The organism is Streptomyces sp. NPDC093546 (genome assembly GCF_044765045.1).
In the GTDB taxonomy this organism is placed as follows: Bacteria; Actinomycetota; Actinomycetes; order Streptomycetales; family Streptomycetaceae; genus Streptomyces.
In genome coordinates this window covers 41893-59356 of sequence record NZ_JBIWJG010000007.1, presented here as the reverse complement: position 1 = coordinate 59356, position 17464 = coordinate 41893, and the positions used below count along the sequence as shown (strand labels likewise).

Sequence of the window (17464 nt, the reverse complement as noted above, 5' to 3'; positions counted from 1 at the left end):
GTAAACCTGGAATAATCGCCCCATGGCTGCAACATCGGACGTACGTCCGCGGCTGACCGTGCTCTCCGGCCCCTCCGGGGTCGGCAAGAGCACGGTCGTCGCTCATATGCGCAAGGTGCACCCCGAGGTCTGGCTGTCGGTGTCCGCCACGACCCGTAAGCCGCGGCCCGGCGAGCGGGACGGCGTCCAGTACCACTTCGTCAGCGATGACGAGTTCGACAAGCTGATCGCCAACGGCGAGCTGCTGGAGTGGGCCGAGTTCGCGGGCAACCGCTACGGCACCCCCCGCCGCGCCGTCATGGAGCGGCTGGAGGCGGGCGAGCCCGTCCTGCTGGAGATCGACCTCCAGGGCGCCCGGCTCGTCCGCGAGTCGATGCCCGAGGCCCAGTTGGTCTTCCTCGCCCCGCCGAGCTGGGACGAGCTGGTCCGCCGCCTGACCGGGCGCGGCACCGAGCCGCCGGAGGTCATCGAGCGCCGGCTCGCGGTCGCCAAGATCGAACTCGCCGCCGAATCGGAGTTCGACACCACGCTCGTCAACACCTCGGTCGAGGACGTAGCGCGTGAGCTGCTAGCCTTGATGCAAGTTGTTTGATCTTTGTCCCATTTTCCAGAAGTTTTCGGAAGGTAGAGCGTGTCCTCTTCCATCACTGCGCCCGAGGGCATCATCAACCCGCCGATCGACGAGCTGCTCGAGGCCACGGACTCGAAGTACAGCCTCGTGATCTACGCGGCCAAGCGCGCGCGTCAGATCAACGCGTACTACTCGCAGCTCGGTGAGGGCCTGCTGGAGTACGTCGGTCCGCTGGTGGACACCCACGTCCACGAGAAGCCGCTGTCGATCGCGCTGCGCGAGATCAACGCGGGTCTGCTGACGTCCGAGGCCGTTGAGGGCCCGGCGCACTGAAGCAGCGCTTTTCAGCATCAGCACGTCGTTCGCAGGCCCGGCGGTACCCACCGCCGGGCCTGTGGTGTGTCATGTGATGTGCCGTGCGGTGATGTGCCGTGTGGTGGTGTCATCGCGGTGGGAAATGCCTTGAGGAGGCACGAGTGCACAAGCAGAAGGTCGTCCTGGGCGTCAGCGGCGGCATCGCCGCCTACAAGGCGTGCGAGCTGCTGCGGCGGCTGACCGAGTCCGGCCACGACGTCCGCGTCGTCCCGACCGACTCCGCGCTGCACTTCGTGGGCGCCGCCACCTGGTCCGCCCTCTCCGGGAACCCCGTCTCGACCGAGGTCTGGTCCGACGTCCACGAGGTCCCGCACGTCCGGATCGGGCAGCAGGCCGACCTCGTCGTCGTGGCCCCCGCCACCGCCGACATGCTGGCGAAGGCCGCGCACGGCCTCGCCGACGACCTGCTCACCAACACGCTCCTCACCGCCCGGTGTCCGGTCGTCTTCGCGCCCGCCATGCACACCGAGATGTGGGAGCACCCCGCCACCCAGGAGAACGTCGCCACGCTGCGGCGGCGCGGCGCCGTCGTCATCGAGCCCGCCGTCGGCCGCCTGACCGGCGCCGACACGGGCAAGGGCCGGCTGCCCGACCCGGACGAGATCTTCGAGGTCTGCCGCCGCGTGCTCGCCCGGGGCGCTGCCGCGCCCGACCTCGCGGGCCGGCACGTCGTCGTCAGCGCGGGCGGTACGCGCGAGCCGCTGGACCCCGTCCGCTACCTGGGGAACCGTTCCTCCGGCAAGCAGGGCTACGCCCTCGCGCGGACCGCGGCGGCCCGGGGCGCCCGGGTGACGCTCATCGAGGCCAACACCGGCATGCCGGACCCGGCGGGCGTCGACGTGGTCCACGTGGGAACCGCCGTCCAGCTGCGCGAGGCCGTGCTCAAGGCGGCGGCGGACGCGGACGCCGTGGTGATGGCCGCGGCCGTCGCGGACTTCCGTCCCGCCATGTACGCCGAAGGCAAGATCAAGAAGCGCGAGGGCCAGGAGCCCGCGCCCGTCGAGCTGGTCCGCAACCCGGACGTCCTCGCCGAGATCTCCGCCGACCGCGCCCGCCCCGGCCAGGTGGTCGTCGGTTTCGCCGCCGAGACCGACGACGTCCTCGCCAACGGCCGGGACAAGCTCCGCCGCAAGGGCTGCGACCTCCTCGTCGTCAACGAGGTGGGGGAGCGCAAGACCTTCGGCTCCGCCGAGAACGAGGCCGTGGTGCTGGCGGCGGACGGTACCGAGACGCCCGTTCCGTACGGCCCGAAGGAGGCCCTGGCGGACACCGTCTGGGACCTCGTCGTACCCCGTCTGGGGTGAAACGGCTAAAAGCCTGATGAATGTCACATACGCCCCTTTGTGGGGATGAAACCGTAAGAAGACGGGCGTTCTGGGTAGGAACGGGAGCGAATTCGAGCCACGAACGGCTGTGCGTGGCCAATCCGACTCCCACGGTGCGAGACACCTGGTCCGACGATCGAGAGCGCCCGATAAACTGTCCTCGGAACGACGCGGGGCGCAGCCCCCTGCCGGTCCGCAAACGATCAGCCAGCAGCCGCTGCAAACCCAGGGAGCGTTGTGTCCCGTCGTCTCTTCACCTCGGAGTCCGTGACCGAGGGTCACCCCGACAAGATCGCTGACCAGATCAGCGACACGATTCTCGACGCGCTGCTGCGGGAGGACCCCACCTCCCGTGTCGCAGTGGAGACGTTGATCACCACCGGCCTGGTGCACGTGGCCGGCGAGGTGACGACCAAGGCGTACGCCGACATCCCCACGCTCGTGCGCAACAAGATCCTCGAGATCGGCTACGACTCCTCGAAGAAGGGCTTCGACGGCGCGTCCTGCGGCGTCTCGGTCTCCATCGGCGCCCAGTCCCCGGACATCGCGCAGGGTGTCGACACCGCGTACGAGCAGCGGGTCGAGGGCGATGAGGACGAGCTCGACAAGCAGGGCGCCGGCGACCAGGGCCTGATGTTCGGGTACGCGTCGGACGAGACGCCGGAGCTCATGCCGCTCCCGATCCACCTCGCCCACCGGCTCTCCCGCCGCCTGACCGAGGTCCGCAAGAACGGCACCATCCCCTACCTGCGCCCCGACGGCAAGACCCAGGTCACCATCGAGTACGACGGCGACAAGGCCGTCCGCCTCGACACGGTCGTCGTCTCCTCGCAGCACGCCTCCGACATCGACCTCGAGTCGCTGCTCGCGCCCGACATCCGCGAGTTCGTCGTCGAGCACGTGCTCAAGCAGCTCCTGGACGACGGCATCAAGCTGGAGACCGAGGGCTACCGCCTGCTGGTCAACCCGACCGGCCGCTTCGAGATCGGCGGCCCGATGGGCGACGCCGGCCTGACCGGCCGCAAGATCATCATCGACACCTACGGCGGCATGGCCCGCCACGGCGGCGGCGCCTTCTCCGGCAAGGACCCGTCCAAGGTCGACCGCTCGGCCGCCTACGCCATGCGCTGGGTCGCCAAGAACGTCGTGGCGGCCGGCCTGGCCTCCCGCTGCGAGGTCCAGGTCGCCTACGCCATCGGCAAGGCCGAGCCCGTCGGCCTCTTCGTCGAGACCTTCGGCACCGCCAAGGTGGACGTCGAGAAGATCGAGACCGCCATCGCCGAGGTCTTCGACCTCCGCCCGGCCGCGATCATCCGCGACCTCGACCTGCTGCGCCCGATCTACTCCCAGACGGCCGCCTACGGCCACTTCGGCCGCGAGCTCCCCGACTTCACCTGGGAGCGCACGGACCGCGTGGACGCGCTGCGCGCGGCCGCCGGTCTGTAACGACTGTATTGATGTGGTGCGATGGCCCCGGACCCACACGGTCCGGGGCCATCGCGTGCCTGTCAGGCCCTTTTCGGCGCGTCAGTGCGGTGCGTCACCGAGGCCGGACGCTTCGCCGGTCATGGGAGCGTGGCCGTTCATGGAGAAGGGCTGTGGTTGAGGCGGGACCGGCTCCGTGTGCGGAGCCGGTGTGTCATCGAAGCGCCGCCGGATCGCGGCCGCCACATCAGGCTTGAGCTGTTCCAGGGTCTCCGCAGCCTGAGCACTGAGGAAGAAGTACTCTGCGTCCGCGGGGCTGAAGCCCGCAGCATCCAGGAACTCGGCGAGAACATCCTCCGGAGCCCTCGCGGAGGCCTCGGTACCCACCTTTGTTTCCGGGGAAGCGGGGGAGGCGCCGGAGCGATCACCCTCGAAGCTGCCGCTGCCGGGGTCAGGAGCGGCATCCGGGACGAGATGCCTGAACGGCTCGGCTACGTGCTCGTTCTTCGAAGCCGAGGTGAGCTGGGCCAGAAGCCCTATGTCCTGCACCGTCCTGGCCACCTGGTCGTCGTTCTTGTGCAGCCACCACACGACCGCACTTCCCGTGTCCTTGAGCACGTCCTCCCCCAGATACGCACGGCGGCTCTGTTCGTACTTCCGCTCATGCGCCCACACCGCCTCGTCCTTCCGGACAGCCGCCAGCTTGTCCAGACGCTCCTGATCGTCCTTCGACAGGACCAGCGAGACGTCGAGCGCCATGGCCTGGAGCTGTCCACTCTCATCCGGGTGCATGGTCGCCAGAGCACCGGCGAGCTCATGCTGGATGAAGGTGCTGACGGAGGGAGCCCGGCTTGCTGTGACGGAACGCGCCCTGTTGAGGATCGCCTCCACAGCCAGACCGCTGGCATTCACCGTCGGGGACTCCGCTGATGGCTCCAGGGGACACCAGCGCACCGTGGCGGAGAAGAGGAAGTCGTAGTCCTGCTCCGCGCTGGGCAGGGCCACGTCACAAACCCGCAGTTCCCGCCGTTCTACCGGAGGGATCGGCAGATCCGGATCCGGCAGTGTGCCGGGCGGAAACGGCTCGGGGTTCCGGCTCCCTGCCCTGATGGCCAGCGCTGGCGCCAGGCACAGGACAGCCGCTGCCACCGGCCACGCCCAACCAGGCCACCGCTGGTACAGCCCGAGGATGGTCACGAGCAAGGCAGCGATCACGGTGACGAAGAGGATGATGGTCTTCTGGCCGGTGGTCATGGCGCGGCTGCCTCCTGCTGCACTGCCGAACGAAGATTTCGTTTCGTCATGATCGATTTGAGGAGCGCGGCCGCCAGACCGGCACGCTCTGGACCTGGATGCGGATGGGCTCGCGCCCAGTCACGGGCGGAAGCGTGGAGGCGGGCCTGGACGCCTACGTCCTCCGTGCATGCCGCGGTGAGGATGTCGAGGAACCGGTGCCCGTACGGTAGGCCGTCGCATGCTGCGTCGAACCAGCTCTCCGCCCGACTCCGCCATTCCCCCCAGGGGCGGCTGCGGAAGACGTTTCGCCACCCCTCCGTGAGCCAGTGACCCACGTGTGCTTCGGCCAGTAGGGGAAACGCACGGAGGCCTGCCTCGGTCAACGCTCGGGGGTCCGCCAGTTCCAGGAACAGGCTGACGTCCGTAACCGCGTCCCGCTGCGACGACGGGGATGCCAGCCGCTCCAGCATGCGGCGGTGGAGCCGATGATCGCCGAGGACGAGCTCAACCAGTGCCCGGCGGGCCTCGTCGCCGGGAGTCTCCCGTGCGGCGAGATGATGCAGCCGGACCATGGCCGCGTACGGATGCCGCACGGGCATCACTTCCAGGCATACGCTGATCAGCACTCGGCGGAGCCCTCTGGAGAGCCGCTGTCCCGTGGCCCAGGTGTAGATCCGGCTGCGGCAAGCGCGACCCAGCTCCGCGTTGTCCAAACCGTGCTTCAGCAGCTGGGCCGCCGCGCGAATGCCAGGACCCCGGTCGCTTGTGCCCGCCCACCGTTCCACGAGTCCGAACAGGTCCTCAGCACGGCGGGTACGACAGCACTGCTCGGCGAAACGCTGTACCAGACGGTCCCGGTCGGCGTCGGTGAGGCCGGGCAGTGCGAGCGCCCCGCCGATCCACGTGCGGAGGGATGGCCTGAGATCGGGGTGGTTGTCCCAGAAGTGATGACGGACGGCCTCATCGAAGCGAAGCTGATCAAACCTGACGAGTCTTCGTGTGTCCGTGGCTGCCTTGATCGCCTGGAGCCGCTCGTCCAGCCCACGTCGTTCCAGCAAGGAAGTGGCGTCCTCTGGGTGTCCGACGGCGGCCAGCAGATCGACCGAGGCCTTGTGCACACTGTCAGCCCGTGCCCCGTGCAGCATCGCGGCTGACAGGAGGAGTGCCCGCTCGGGCGCCTGAGACAGGCCCTCGAGGAGCTCCGCCACCTGCGGTTCGCGGCGCGTCGCCGCATCCACCGCCGCCGCGCACCAGTCGTCGAACGAGCGTGCGGGCGTAGGTAAGCGTGCCGCTTCTTCGCACAGCAACCGTGCCAGACCGGCGACCTCGCGCAGGGGCGGTCGCTGGACCAGGTAGTCGCGGAGGGTATCCGGCACCGACTCGGCCACAGTGGGGTCGACCCCTGCGTACCGAAGGCGCCTTCGGATGATGTCCAGCTCCAGCCGCATGCCCGGCGGGCGGCTGATCTCCACCCGCAAGGCCGCGTACTCCTGGTGTAGGTGGTGCCCCACCTGTGGCGGCAGGACGACCACCAGATGGGCGCGCTTCTGGCTGACGGACGCGCGGAAGCCCGAAAGCTCGGCCTGGATTCCCCGCCACACCTGTTGATCCGCGTCCGACAGATCGAGTAACAGCTGGTCCGCCTCGCCCACCCTGTCCGGGTCGAGGCGCCGCTCCTCCTCGTCCCCGTCCGGCAGGAGTTCCAGGAACTTTCCGCCGGCACGAGGCACATCTCGCAGAAGCATCCAAGCGGTGGCAGTGCGTCCACTCCCCGGGTGCCCATCGAGCAGGACCGTGTGCCGTCGTTCGAGGAGTTCGTACGCCCGGTCGTAGCCGCGCGGATGGATGAAATGCCGCCGCAGCCATATGAGCTCGTCCTCGGCGACGGCGCGAGGAGCCTTGCCCTCGCTGTTGTTGAGCAGTGTGCGGGGATCATCGGGGCCGACGGGCCGGCCGGGGTATTGGTGGTAAATGTTGTACTGCGATCCTGTTCCAGAGTGGACCGACCCCGTGACCCCGTGGACCCATGCCGGGGGAACGTCGTTCACCGGCTCCCGTCCTCCTTGCGCCGCTCCCGGTTCCAGGAGTGGTGGACACCGCCGTTGTTGTCGCCGGCTACGTACTGGGCGCCGTCGCCGGAGAGATGAGGCGCGTGGTTGTGCTGGGCCCCGGAACCGAGGTGCAGCGAGGCGTGTACGTCCTTGATGATCGTGCCTCCTGCGTCTCCGCCGATATCCCTGGCCTGGATGTTCGTGCCGCCCGAGACATTGGCCATGGAGTTGTAGGGGCTCGTTCCTGGGTCGGCGTCGGGCCCGGCCTGCCGCGCGTAGGACGCGAGCCCGGGAACCAGGTCGGCGACGGCGTCACCGATGCGCCGCAGGCCGTACTCCGCGTCGTGGGTGTCGAAGCGGATGGAGTGGCATGCGGCAAGCGGCGCCAGAGAAGGCGGCAGGCCCTCCTCCCTGAGCCGTTCCGTTGTTCGGCCGACTAGCACGGGGATTACCGGCACGGCGCAGCGGAACGCCTCCTCGATCTCCTTGCGCACCCAGTCGCCCGCATCGTGCAGCTGGGTGTACTCCGTCCAACGCGGCCCGATGACGGCGATGAGGGCGCCGCTGCGCCGCACATTCGTGATCAGGTCGGGGCCGAAGGGCCGTCCTGGTGTCAGCGACTTGCCGGCGCGAAAAATGCGCCCACCGGGAAAGCGATGCGACAGTTCCCGTTCGATCGCGACAGCGGTTTCTTCGCCGTCTCCCGTGCGGTAGTTGACGAATACATCAGGCATGGCGGAGCTCCTCTGCTAGACGGGAATCGTGAGGGGACAGGAGGTAAAGCGGGTGGACGGGCGGCAGGCACAGCCTCGTCAACGCTTATCCGCTCCACGGGCGGTGGCCAGGCAGGCGGCGAGCTGCGGTGCGATCGCCAGATATGCGGGGTGCCGAGAATGCCGGGACAGGGCTCGGGCCAGGCGCCTTACGTCAGTGGCGATGGTTGCCGATCCGACCAGCTCGGTCGTCAGGAGGAGCCGGCCGGTCACCTCGCAGGCGACCTCCAGCTCTCCTGACAGCGCATGAGCCAAGGCCTGCCTGATTCCATACCGCGCTTGTGTGCGGAGGGCCTGAGCGGGGATGCGCGCGCACTCACGATCCAGTACCTCGGCGGCCTCTGCCGGACGTCCCAGATCGAGGAGACACCAGCCGATCGTCATGTCGGCCGGATTGCGGAGGTTCGTGGTGCCGAGGACCGGCGTCTCCTCCGATCGCGCGGAGACTTCCAGCAGTTCGCGGGCAGTGTCGAGCGCCCGCATACAGGCGCTGTAGTCGCCGGCGAGGGCATATCCCTGCGCCTGACGCTGAGCCGCGAGCCCCCGGATGCGGGGAGGCAGAGAACCCGAGCGGGCACCTCCTGCCAGATCGATCGTGGCCGAGGCATCACCGCGGTAGTACGCCACCAGCGCTCGGCGCACCAGGGCGTACGAGGACAGGTGCCGATCTCCCGAGGCCGTGGCGAGCTCGACAGCCTGTTCCGTCCAGCGGAGGGCGTCCCGCTCCTCTCCCGCCTCCTGAGCCATCCAGCCTGCGAACTCGGCGTATCGCGCCGCCAGGGCCACCAGCTCCATGGCAGTGCGGGAACCTGTACGCCTGGCGAGCGAACGCAGCAACCGGACGTGCCCCTCAAGAGCCGGAAGAAGGGCCTCCGGCGGCGTGGACTGTCCGAGTAGCCGGAATTGATCGAACAGCGTCCGGACGACGTCCAGTAGTGTCTCGCCGCCCGTCTCGGCGATGTCCTGGTCGGGGGAGACGGCGCCCAGACCCAGCACACCCATCGCTCCGGCCGTCATGACCTGGCGTCGGCCCAGTTCCTGTCCAGTGGTGCTTGCAGGCTGTCCTTGCCCCGGGGGCAGGGCCGGGACCCGGGCCATCGGGCCCGGGCTCCGTAACAGTGCCTCCAGTTCCCCTCCCGTTTCGAGCACGACGTCGCAGAGGCGGGCCAGCTCGGCAGTAGGGCGCTTCTGCCCTGTCTCGACCTTGCTGAGCTGACCCTTGCTGTAGTGGATGCGCGACGCCAGGTCGGTCAGCGTCAGACCGGCGGCAATCCGGAGCCTTCGAAGCGCACCACCGAACGTGCGTGGCTGCAGAGTCACCCGTACCCCTCCGGTTTCGCCTTCGTCTTGACGCCGTCACGTCGTTGCTTGCCGCGTGCAAGATTCGATGCAAAGCGATGCCGTGAGCAAGGCACTCGGTGATGTTTCCCGTTTCCTCTTGTAGTGGTTCATCGTGAGCGCCCTGGATTTCAGCCATGTTGGCTCCGCCGCTCCCGCTGTGCGGCGTTCTCAGTGGCCGGCGCGCGGATAGCCGATGGTCGCGAGGTCGTCGGCCAGGTCCGCGAGGGTGCGGTCCGGGCGCAGGGCCGTGACCACCTCGGTGGTGAGCGGGCGCAGGGCGAGGACGTGGCGTACGGCGGTCAGGTCGACCGGGACCTGGTGGCGCTCGACGGCGAACTCCTGGTACGCCTCGGCGGAGCGGTCCGTCAGGTGCTGGAAGAGGTACGCCGCGCCGTCCGGGTCGTCGCCGTCGTTGTCGTTCTCCGGGAAGTCGATCGTGCCCGTGCGCCAGGTGTCGTCGTCGGTAGTTCGCCACAGGCAGGCGGTCACCACTGGGAACCCGTCGGGGTCCGAGAACGCGGGCTCCTCCACATAGCGCCGGAAGTCCTCCGGGACCTCGTCGACGACTCCGGGCCACGGCGCGTCGTCGACGTACGGGCTCATCGGGGAGAAGTGGTCGAACCCCCGGATCCAGGCGCCGGCCGGGGAGAAGACGATGGAGAACTCGTCACCCCAGCCCGTGCTCATGGTGGCGAGCTCCTCGGCCGCGGACCAGCGTGCGTCGAAGGCGTACCGGCGGAAGAAGGGATCGTCCGCGCGGATGATCGCCTCCAGCGTGGCGAGCGCGCGGCAGTGGTCGCGCAGGGCGGATATCGAGGGCAGCAGCTTCGCGGTGTCGTAGACGGTCACGCGATCATCCAAGCCCATGCCACTGACGGCAGCGGGCGTTGTCAGTGGGCTCTGGTAGGAATGGGGCTGTGAGCAGCGACAACGGGAAGCCGGAGGGCGGCGGTCGGGAGGCGGCCGAGCCGCCCGAGCAGCTCGCGCTCATACGCGAGACCGTGCGCAGGGCCAAGGTGCCGCGGGCCAAGCCGCGGACCTGGCGGGGGGCCGCGCTGGCCAAGGAGCTGCCGGTCGCGCGGGTCGTGGTCAACAAGGGCGTGCTCCACCTGGACCAGTTCTTCGACTACGCCGTGCCCGAGGAGCTCGACGCCGTAGCGCGGCCGGGCGTGCGGGTGCGGGTGCGGTTCGGGGCCGGGTCCCACCAGGTGCGCGACGGGCGGCGCGAGGGCGGGCGGCTCATCGACGGGTTCCTGATCGAGCGGCGCGCCGAGTCCGACTACTCCGGGCCGCTCGCCGCGCTCGCCGACGTCGTGTCGCCCGAGCCGGTGCTCAGCGACGAGCTGCTGCGGCTCGCGCGCGCGGTGGCCGACCGGTACGCCGGGAGCCTCGCCGATGTGCTCCAGCTGGCGATCCCGCCGCGCAACGCCCGCGCCGAGGCCCGGCCGTCGCCCGCACCGCTGCCGCCGCCCGCCGCGCCCGAGCCCGGCACCTGGGAGCGGTACGCGCAGGGGCCGGCCTTCCTGCGGGCGCTCGCCCAGGGGGGCGCGCCCCGGGCGGTGTGGAACGCCCTGCCCGGGCCCCACTGGGCGGAGGAGCTCGCCCGCGCGGTGGCCGCCACGCTCGCCTCCGGGCGCGGCGCGCTCGTCGTCGTGCCCGACGGGCGGGCCGCCGCGCGCGTCGACACCGCCCTGACGGGCGTGCTGGGGGAGGGGCGGCACGCCCTGCTCACCGCCGAGGCGGGCCCCGAGAAGCGGTACGCGCAGTGGCTCGCCGTACGGCGCGGGGCCGTGCGCGCGGTCGTCGGGACGCGCGCGGCGATGTTCGCGCCGGTGGCCGACCTCGGTCTCGTCGCCCTGTGGGACGACGGCGACGGAAGTCACAGCGAGCCCCACGCGCCGCTGCCGCACGCCCGCGAGGTGCTGCTGCTGCGCGCCGCCCACGACAAGTGCGGCTTCCTCCTGGGCTCCACCAGCTGCACGGTGGAGGCCGCGCAGCTCGTCGAGACCGGCTGGGCCCGGCCCCTCCTGGCGCCCCGCGAACAGGTGCGGGCCGCCGCACCGCTGGTACGGACCGTGGGGGACGGGGAGCTGGCGCGCGACGAGGCCGCCCGCGCCGCCCGGCTGCCGTCGCTGGCCTGGCAGGCCGTACGCGAGGGCCTGAAGACCGGGCCGGTGCTCGTGCAGGTGCCGCGCCGGGGCTACGTACCGAGGCTGGCGTGCGAGCGGTGCCGTACGCCCGCGCGCTGCCGGCACTGCGCGGGACCGCTGGAGGCGCCCGAGCAGCGCGACCTGCGGTGCGGCTGGTGCGGGCGCGGCGCGCCGGACTGGAGTTGCGTGGAGTGCGGTGCCGTGCGGCTGCGGGCGCAGGTGGTGGGCGCGCGGCGCACGGCGGAGGAGCTGGGCCGGGCGTTCCCGGCCGTTCCGGTGCGGACGTCGGGGCGCGACCACGTGCTGGACACCGTGCCCGCGCGGCCGGCGCTGGTGGTGAGCACGCCGGGCGCCGAACCGGTCGCCGAGGGCGGCGGCTACGCGGCGGCGCTGCTGCTCGACGGCTGGGCCATGCTCGGCCGGCCCGACCTGCGGGCGGGCGAGGAGGCGCTGCGGCGCTGGATCGACGCGGCGTCGCTGGTGCGCGGGCAGGCCGAGGGCGGCACCGTGGTCGTGGTGGCCGAGCCGACCCTGCGGCCGGTGCAGGCGCTGGTGCGCTGGGACCCGGTGGGCCACGCCCAGCGGGAGCTGGCCGAGCGCGCGGAGCTCGGGTTCCCGCCGGTGTCGCGGATGGCGGCGGTGACGGGGTGCGCGGAGGCGGTGGCGGCGTTCCTCGCGGCGGCCGAGCTGCCGCGCGAGACCGAGGTGCTGGGGCCGGTGCCGCTGCCGCCCCCGCCGCCGGGGGCCCCGCGCCGCCCCGGCGACCCCCCGCCCGGCGAGGTGTGGGAGCGGGCGCTGCTCCGCGTGCCGCCGGGCAGTGGGGCGGCGCTGGCCGCCGCGCTGAAGGCGGCGCAGGCGGCCCGGCTGGCACGGGGTGGGGGAGACCCGGTACGGGTCCGGGTGGACCCACCGGACATCGGGTGACGGGCGCGACCATCGGCTGACGTGCGTCGGCCCCCGCCCCGCGAGGCCGGCGGGGCGGGGGCCGGGTGACCGCAGCGGCTCCGTGAGCCGCCGCGTAGGTCGGCCGCTGCGTGGATCAGCTGGTGTACGGGTCAGCTGTCGTACGGGTCCGTCGTCGCGCGGGTCAGCCGTTGCGCGGGGAGGGGAACGCGCTCGGGCGGGGCTCCTCGCGGAGCGAGCCGGCCGTCGGCTGGGGCGGCATCGAGCGGGCCGCGGGGACCGCAGGGACCGGGGGGACGACCGGCATGGTGCGGGTGGTGCCGGGCTCGGGCGCGCGGTCCTGCTCCGGCGCGGCCGGCTGACGGCCGCGGGAGCCGTACCGGCGGTGGACCGCCTGCTTCGTGACCCCGAGCGCCGAGCCCACCGCGTCCCACGAGAACCCGAGCGAGCGGTCGAAGTCGACCGCCGCGGTCACCAGTGTCTCGACGCTGTCCCGCAGCTCCTGGGCGAGCCTGACGGTCGGGGCCGGGGCCCTGCCGTAGACGACGAAGCCCGTGGACGGGCCGGATCGCCGCGGGCGGTAGACATTGCCCAGCTGGGCGGTGAGCGTGCGCAGTGCGTCCACCTGCCGGCGGACCCGCTCGATGTCCCGCACCAACAGGTGCAGGCTTGCCCGGGCTTGGGCGTCGTGGGTTGCGTGGTCGGCCATTTACAAGCCTCTCGAACCGGCGTTGAAAAGGGTCGGGCCGCACCTGGGGCACCGGGGCGGCCCGTTTCGGTCAATCTCTGCTTGACCAACGCTCCACCCGTGGTCGGGGTCACGCTGAAGAGGCGTATCCGCATATGCGCGGGGCGCGCATGACTGCGTACGCCCCCCGCGGCCACGACCTAGACTGGTGCGTTGCCCACCACCGCCTCCAACAGACAGGCAGTCAGCCACCGATGAAGCTCGTCTTCGCAGGCACCCCCGAGGTCGCCGTACCCGCCCTGGACGCCCTGATCGCCTCGGACCGGCACGAGGTGGCCGCCGTCGTCACCCGGCCCGACGCGCCCGCCGGGCGGGGGCGCCGGCTGGTCGCCAGTCCCGTCGCGCAGCGCGCCGAGGAGGAGGGGATCGAGGTCCTCAAGCCGGCCAGGCCCCGCGACGAGGCGTTCCAGGCGCGGCTGCGGGAGATCGCGCCGGACTGCTGCCCGGTCGTCGCCTACGGCGCGCTGCTGCCCAAGGCGGCGCTCGACATTCCCGCGCACGGCTGGGTCAACCTCCACTTCTCGCTGCTTCCCGCCTGGCGCGGTGCCGCGCCCGTACAGCACGCGATCATGGCCGGGGACGAGGTGACCGGCGCGTCGACGTTCCGGATCGAGGAGGGCCTGGACTCCGGGCCGGTGTACGGCGTGATCACCGAGGAGGTACGGCCCACCGACACCAGCGGCGACCTGCTCACGCGGCTCGCCTTCGCCGGTGCCGGGCTGCTCGTGGCGACCATGGACGGCATCGAGGACGGCACCCTGAAGGCGGTGCCGCAGCCGGCCGAGGGCATCACCCTCGCCCCGAAGATCACCGTCGAGGACGCGCGGATCGACTGGAACGCCCCGGCGCTCCGCGTGGACCGCGTCGTACGGGGCTGCACGCCCGCGCCCGGCGCCTGGACCGTCTTCCGCGACGAGCGGCTCAAGGTCGTCCAGGCCGCTCCGGTGCCCGACCGCACGGACCTGGCCCCGGGCGAGCTGGCGGCCGCCAAGAACAACGTGTACGTCGGCACCGGCTCCCACGCCGTCGAGCTGCTCTGGGTGCAGCCGCAGGGCAAGAAGCCGATGCGCGGCGCCGACTGGGCGCGGGGTGTGCGGATCGCCCCGGGCGAGAAGGCGGGGGTTCACGCGGCGTAGGCTGAAAGGGAACCGGAAACACCGAAAAGCGGAGCACCTTTTGAGCGAGCAGTCCCGTCGCCGTCCGTCCAAGCCGTACCGCCGTCCCAAGAAGGACCCGGTGCGCCTGCTGGCCTTCGAGGCGCTGCGCGCGGTCGACGAGCGGGACGCGTACGCCAACCTCGTCCTGCCGCCCCTGCTGAAGAAGGCGCGCGAGAAGGACGGGTTCGACGGGCGCGACGCGGCGCTCGCGACGGAGCTGGTGTACGGGACGCTGCGCCGGCAGGGCACGTACGACGCGATCATCGCGGCCTGCGTGGACCGGCCGCTGCGCGAGGTCGACCCGCCGGTCCTCGACGTGCTCTCGCTCGGCGCGCACCAGCTGCTGGGGACGCGCATCCCCACGCACGCGGCGGTCTCGGCGAGTGTCGAGCTCGCGCGGGTGGTGCTGGGCGACGGGCGCGCCAAGTTCGTCAACGCCGTCCTGCGGAAGATCGCGCAGCGCGAGCTCGACGACTGGCTGGAGCAGGTGGCTCCGCCGTACGAGGAGGACGCCGAGGACCACCTGGCGGTCGTGCACTCGCACCCGCGCTGGGTCGTCTCGGCGCTCTGGGACGCGCTGGGCGGCGGCCGCGCCGGGATCGAGGACCTGCTGGAGGCCGACAACGAACGGCCCGAGGTCACACTGGTGGCCCGCCCGGGCCGCTCCACCGCGGCCGAGCTGCTGGACGTGCTCGGCGAGGAGGCGGGCCTGCCCGGGCGCTGGTCCCCGTACGCCGTGCGGCTCCCCGAGGGCGGCGAGCCCGGCGCGATCGACGCCGTGCGCGAGGGCCGGGCCGGGGTCCAGGACGAGGGCAGCCAGCTCGTGGCGATCGCCCTCGCCAACGCCCCGCTCGACGGCCCCGACGGGCGCTGGCTCGACGGCTGCGCGGGCCCCGGTGGCAAGGCGGCCCTGCTGGGCGCGCTGGCCGCCGAGCGTGGTGCCGCGCTGCTCGCCTCCGAGAAGCAGCCGCACCGCGCGCGCCTGGTGGACCGGGCGCTGACCGGGAACCCCGGCCCGTACCAGGTGATCGCCGCCGACGGCACGCGTCCGCCGTGGCGCCCCGGCTCCTTCGACCGCGTCCTCGTCGACGTGCCGTGCTCGGGCCTGGGCGCGCTGCGCCGTCGGCCCGAGGCCCGCTGGCGCCGGCGCCCGGAGGACCTCGACAGCTTCGCTCCGCTGCAACGCACCCTGCTCGTCGAGGCGTTGCGGGCGGCGCGGGTCGGCGGCGTGGTCGGGTACGCCACCTGCTCGCCCCACCTGGCCGAGACGCGGGTCGTCGTCGACGACGTACTGAAGAAGCACGGCGGCGCGGAGCTCATCGACGCCAGGCCCCTGATGCCGGGCGTCCCCGCGCTCGGCGACGGCCCCGACGTACAGCTGTGGCCGCATCTGCACGGCACGGACGCGATGTACCTGGCGCTGCTGCGGCGCACGGCGTGACGGCGGGCGTGGCGATTGCGCCGGGAATGCGGCTTGTGCGACCGGTCCGCCGGGACCCGGACCGGCATCGGGTAAAGGAAACGCCATGAGGCATGGCAGGCTTGGCTCATGGCACAGATCAACCCCAGCATCCTGTCCGCCGACTTCGCCCGTCTCGCCGAGGAGGCGCGGGCCGTGGAAGGCGCCGACTGGCTCCACGTCGACGTCATGGACAACCACTTCGTGCCCAACCTGACCCTCGGTGTGCCGATCGTGGAATCGCTGCGGCGCGCGACGGACATCCCGCTGGACTGCCATCTGATGATCGAGGACCCGGACCGCTGGGCCCCGCAGTACGTGGAGGCCGGGGCCGGGTCGGTCACCTTCCACGCGGAGGCGGCCGCCGCGCCCGTGCGGCTGGCGCGGGAGATCCGCGCCAAGGGGGCGCGGGCGTCGATGGCGCTGAAGCCCGCGACGCCGATCGAGCCGTACGAGGACCTGCTGCCCGAGCTCGACATGCTGCTGATCATGACGGTGGAGCCGGGCTTCGGAGGCCAGGCCTTCTTGGACATCATGCTGCCGAAGATCCGCCGCACCCGGGAGCTGATCTCCAAGCACGGCCTCCAGCTGTGGCTCCAGGTCGACGGCGGTGTCTCGGAGTCGACCATCGAGCGCTGCGCCGAGGCCGGCGCCGACGTCTTCGTCGCCGGTTCCGCGGTGTACGGGGCCGAGGACCCGGCCGCCGCCGTACGGGCGCTGCGCGACAAGGCGGAGCGGACCACCGCGTCCGCCGCCTGGGCCTGCGCCCACTGAGTCCGGTCCGGCGAGCAACGGCCCGGTGAACGCAAACCAACAGGACTGATCAAGGAACCCCGGATCTGCAAGGATGGCAATCCGGAGTGCGAACAGCAGTGAGGAGATCGCGGTGTCTGCAATGTCGGCGGGACGGCCAGCCCTGCGGATGGGACCCGCGGAGCTGGTGCAGGCGGCGGCCATGGCCCGTCGCTTCTACCTCGAGGGCAAATCCAAGATCCAGATCGCGGAGGAGTTCGGCGTAAGCCGCTTCAAGGTCGCGCGGGTCCTGGAGACCGCCCTGGAGCGCGATCTCGTACGGATCGAGATCCGGGTGCCCGCCGAGCTCGACGCGGAGCGCTCCGACGCGCTGCGCGCCCGGTACGGGCTGCGCCACGCGGTCGTCGTGGAGTCTCCGCCCGAGGGCGAGGACGAGTCGCCCGACCCGGAGAACCTCGGCGAGGTCGCCGCCGACCTGCTCGGCGAGCTCGTGAACGAGGGCGACGTCCTGGGCCTGGCCTGGGGCCGCTCCACCATCCACATGGCGGCCGCCCTCGACCGGCTGCCGCCCTGCACGGTCGTCCAGCTCACCGGGGTGTACGACGCCGGCACCGCCGAGCGCGGCTCGGTCGAGGCCGTACGCCGTGCCGCCCAGGTCTCCGGCGGCGAGGCGCACCCGATCTACGCGCCGATGCTGCTGCCCGACCCGGCCACCGCCGCCGCGCTGCGCAGCCAGACCGGCATCGCCCGCGCCTTCGAGTACTTCGACAAGGTGACGGTCGCGGCGGTCTCCATCGGCTCGTGGGAGCCGGGCATCTCCACCGTCCACGACATGCTCAGCGACGAGGAGCGGGCCCACTACGCCTCCCTCGGCGTCGCCGCCGAGATGTCGGCCCACCTCTTCGACACCCACGGCCGGCGCGTCGGCCGCGACCTCGGCGAGCGGTGCATCACCGTCGAGGCCGACCGGCTCCGCCGCATCCCCGAGGTGGTGGCCATCGCGGGCGGGCAGCGCAAGGCCGCGGCCATCGGCGCCGTCCTGCGGTCCGGACTGGTCACCAGCCTGGTCACGGACACCTCGGCCGCCGACTACCTGCTCACCGAGTTCACCCCGGGCCCCCGGCCGGCCCTGGACCGCGCCGACCCCGACGCATAGCGACGCACTTGTAGGAAGCTACCAGGGCACCTCGCGTGGCC

General features: G+C 71.7%; 15 protein-coding genes. 9 read left to right on the top strand and 6 right to left on the bottom strand.

Features of this window, described 5'->3' with window-relative positions; all coding sequences use genetic code 11:
• Positions 1–22 precede the first annotated feature (22 nt).
• From gmk to metK, 4 genes are all read left to right on the top strand, one after another.
• On the top strand, positions 23–592 hold the full coding sequence (gene gmk / locus ACIRNI_RS17335) for a guanylate kinase (RefSeq protein ID WP_403552260.1): 570 nt from the start codon (positions 23–25) through the stop codon (positions 590–592).
• Between the two features lie 39 nt (positions 593–631).
• Complete coding sequence (gene rpoZ, locus ACIRNI_RS17330) at positions 632–904, top strand: DNA-directed RNA polymerase subunit omega (RefSeq protein ID WP_355367345.1); 273 nt, start codon at positions 632–634, stop codon at positions 902–904.
• A gap of 143 nt (positions 905–1047) precedes the next feature.
• Positions 1048–2250, top strand: a complete 1203-nt coding sequence (gene coaBC / locus ACIRNI_RS17325; protein WP_403552259.1) for a bifunctional phosphopantothenoylcysteine decarboxylase/phosphopantothenate--cysteine ligase CoaBC — start codon at positions 1048–1050, stop codon at positions 2248–2250.
• A 258-nt stretch (positions 2251–2508) separates the two neighbouring features.
• Positions 2509–3717, top strand: a complete 1209-nt coding sequence (gene metK, locus ACIRNI_RS17320) for a methionine adenosyltransferase (RefSeq protein WP_355367351.1) — start codon at positions 2509–2511, stop codon at positions 3715–3717.
• Positions 3718–3798: 81 nt separating this feature from the next.
• Here metK and ACIRNI_RS17315 read toward each other — a convergent pair whose 3' ends face one another.
• The 5 genes from ACIRNI_RS17315 to ACIRNI_RS17295 all read right to left on the bottom strand — a co-directional run bounded on the left by ACIRNI_RS17315 (position 3799) and on the right by ACIRNI_RS17295 (position 9946).
• Positions 3799–4950, bottom strand: a complete 1152-nt coding sequence (locus tag ACIRNI_RS17315) for a hypothetical protein (RefSeq protein WP_403552258.1) — start codon at positions 4948–4950, stop codon at positions 3799–3801.
• Complete coding sequence (locus ACIRNI_RS17310; protein WP_403552257.1) at positions 4947–6980, bottom strand: hypothetical protein; 2034 nt, start codon at positions 6978–6980, stop codon at positions 4947–4949. The genes ACIRNI_RS17315 and ACIRNI_RS17310 overlap by 4 nt, the downstream gene beginning before the upstream one ends.
• Complete coding sequence (locus ACIRNI_RS17305) at positions 6977–7717, bottom strand: toll/interleukin-1 receptor domain-containing protein (RefSeq protein WP_403552256.1); 741 nt, start codon at positions 7715–7717, stop codon at positions 6977–6979. Before ACIRNI_RS17305 ends, ACIRNI_RS17310 begins: the two co-directional genes overlap by 4 nt.
• A gap of 78 nt (positions 7718–7795) precedes the next feature.
• Complete coding sequence (locus ACIRNI_RS17300) at positions 7796–9076, bottom strand: helix-turn-helix domain-containing protein (RefSeq protein WP_403552255.1); 1281 nt, start codon at positions 9074–9076, stop codon at positions 7796–7798.
• A gap of 189 nt (positions 9077–9265) precedes the next feature.
• Positions 9266–9946 carry a hypothetical protein gene (locus ACIRNI_RS17295; protein WP_403552254.1) on the bottom strand — a complete coding sequence of 227 codons (681 nt, stop codon included), beginning with the start codon at positions 9944–9946 and terminating at the stop codon, positions 9266–9268.
• A 68-nt stretch (positions 9947–10014) separates the two neighbouring features.
• On the opposite strand from ACIRNI_RS17295, the gene ACIRNI_RS17290 reads away from it, so the two are divergent.
• Positions 10015–12171, top strand: a complete 2157-nt coding sequence (locus ACIRNI_RS17290; protein WP_403552253.1) for a primosomal protein N' — start codon at positions 10015–10017, stop codon at positions 12169–12171.
• A gap of 163 nt (positions 12172–12334) precedes the next feature.
• Here ACIRNI_RS17290 and ACIRNI_RS17285 read toward each other — a convergent pair whose 3' ends face one another.
• A complete protein-coding gene (locus tag ACIRNI_RS17285) occupies positions 12335–12859 on the bottom strand; it encodes a hypothetical protein (RefSeq protein ID WP_403552252.1) in 525 nt (174 codons plus the stop codon).
• 233 nt (positions 12860–13092) lie between these two features.
• Here ACIRNI_RS17285 and fmt point away from each other — a divergent pair, with 233 nt between their 5' ends.
• The 4 genes from fmt to ACIRNI_RS17265 all read left to right on the top strand — a co-directional run bounded on the left by fmt (position 13093) and on the right by ACIRNI_RS17265 (position 17423).
• Positions 13093–14034 (top strand): methionyl-tRNA formyltransferase, encoded by a 942-nt coding sequence (gene fmt / locus ACIRNI_RS17280; protein ID WP_403552251.1) that lies wholly within the window; start codon positions 13093–13095, stop codon positions 14032–14034.
• Between the two features lie 40 nt (positions 14035–14074).
• Entirely contained in the window at positions 14075–15496 is a 1422-nt protein-coding gene (locus tag ACIRNI_RS17275; RefSeq protein WP_403552250.1) for an RsmB/NOP family class I SAM-dependent RNA methyltransferase, read from the top strand.
• 108 nt (positions 15497–15604) lie between these two features.
• Positions 15605–16288 (top strand): ribulose-phosphate 3-epimerase, encoded by a 684-nt coding sequence (gene rpe / locus ACIRNI_RS17270; RefSeq protein ID WP_355367381.1) that lies wholly within the window; start codon positions 15605–15607, stop codon positions 16286–16288.
• Positions 16289–16409: 121 nt separating this feature from the next.
• Positions 16410–17423 (top strand): sugar-binding domain-containing protein, encoded by a 1014-nt coding sequence (locus ACIRNI_RS17265; RefSeq protein WP_355367414.1) that lies wholly within the window; start codon positions 16410–16412, stop codon positions 17421–17423.
• The last annotated feature ends 41 nt before the right edge of the window (positions 17424–17464 follow it).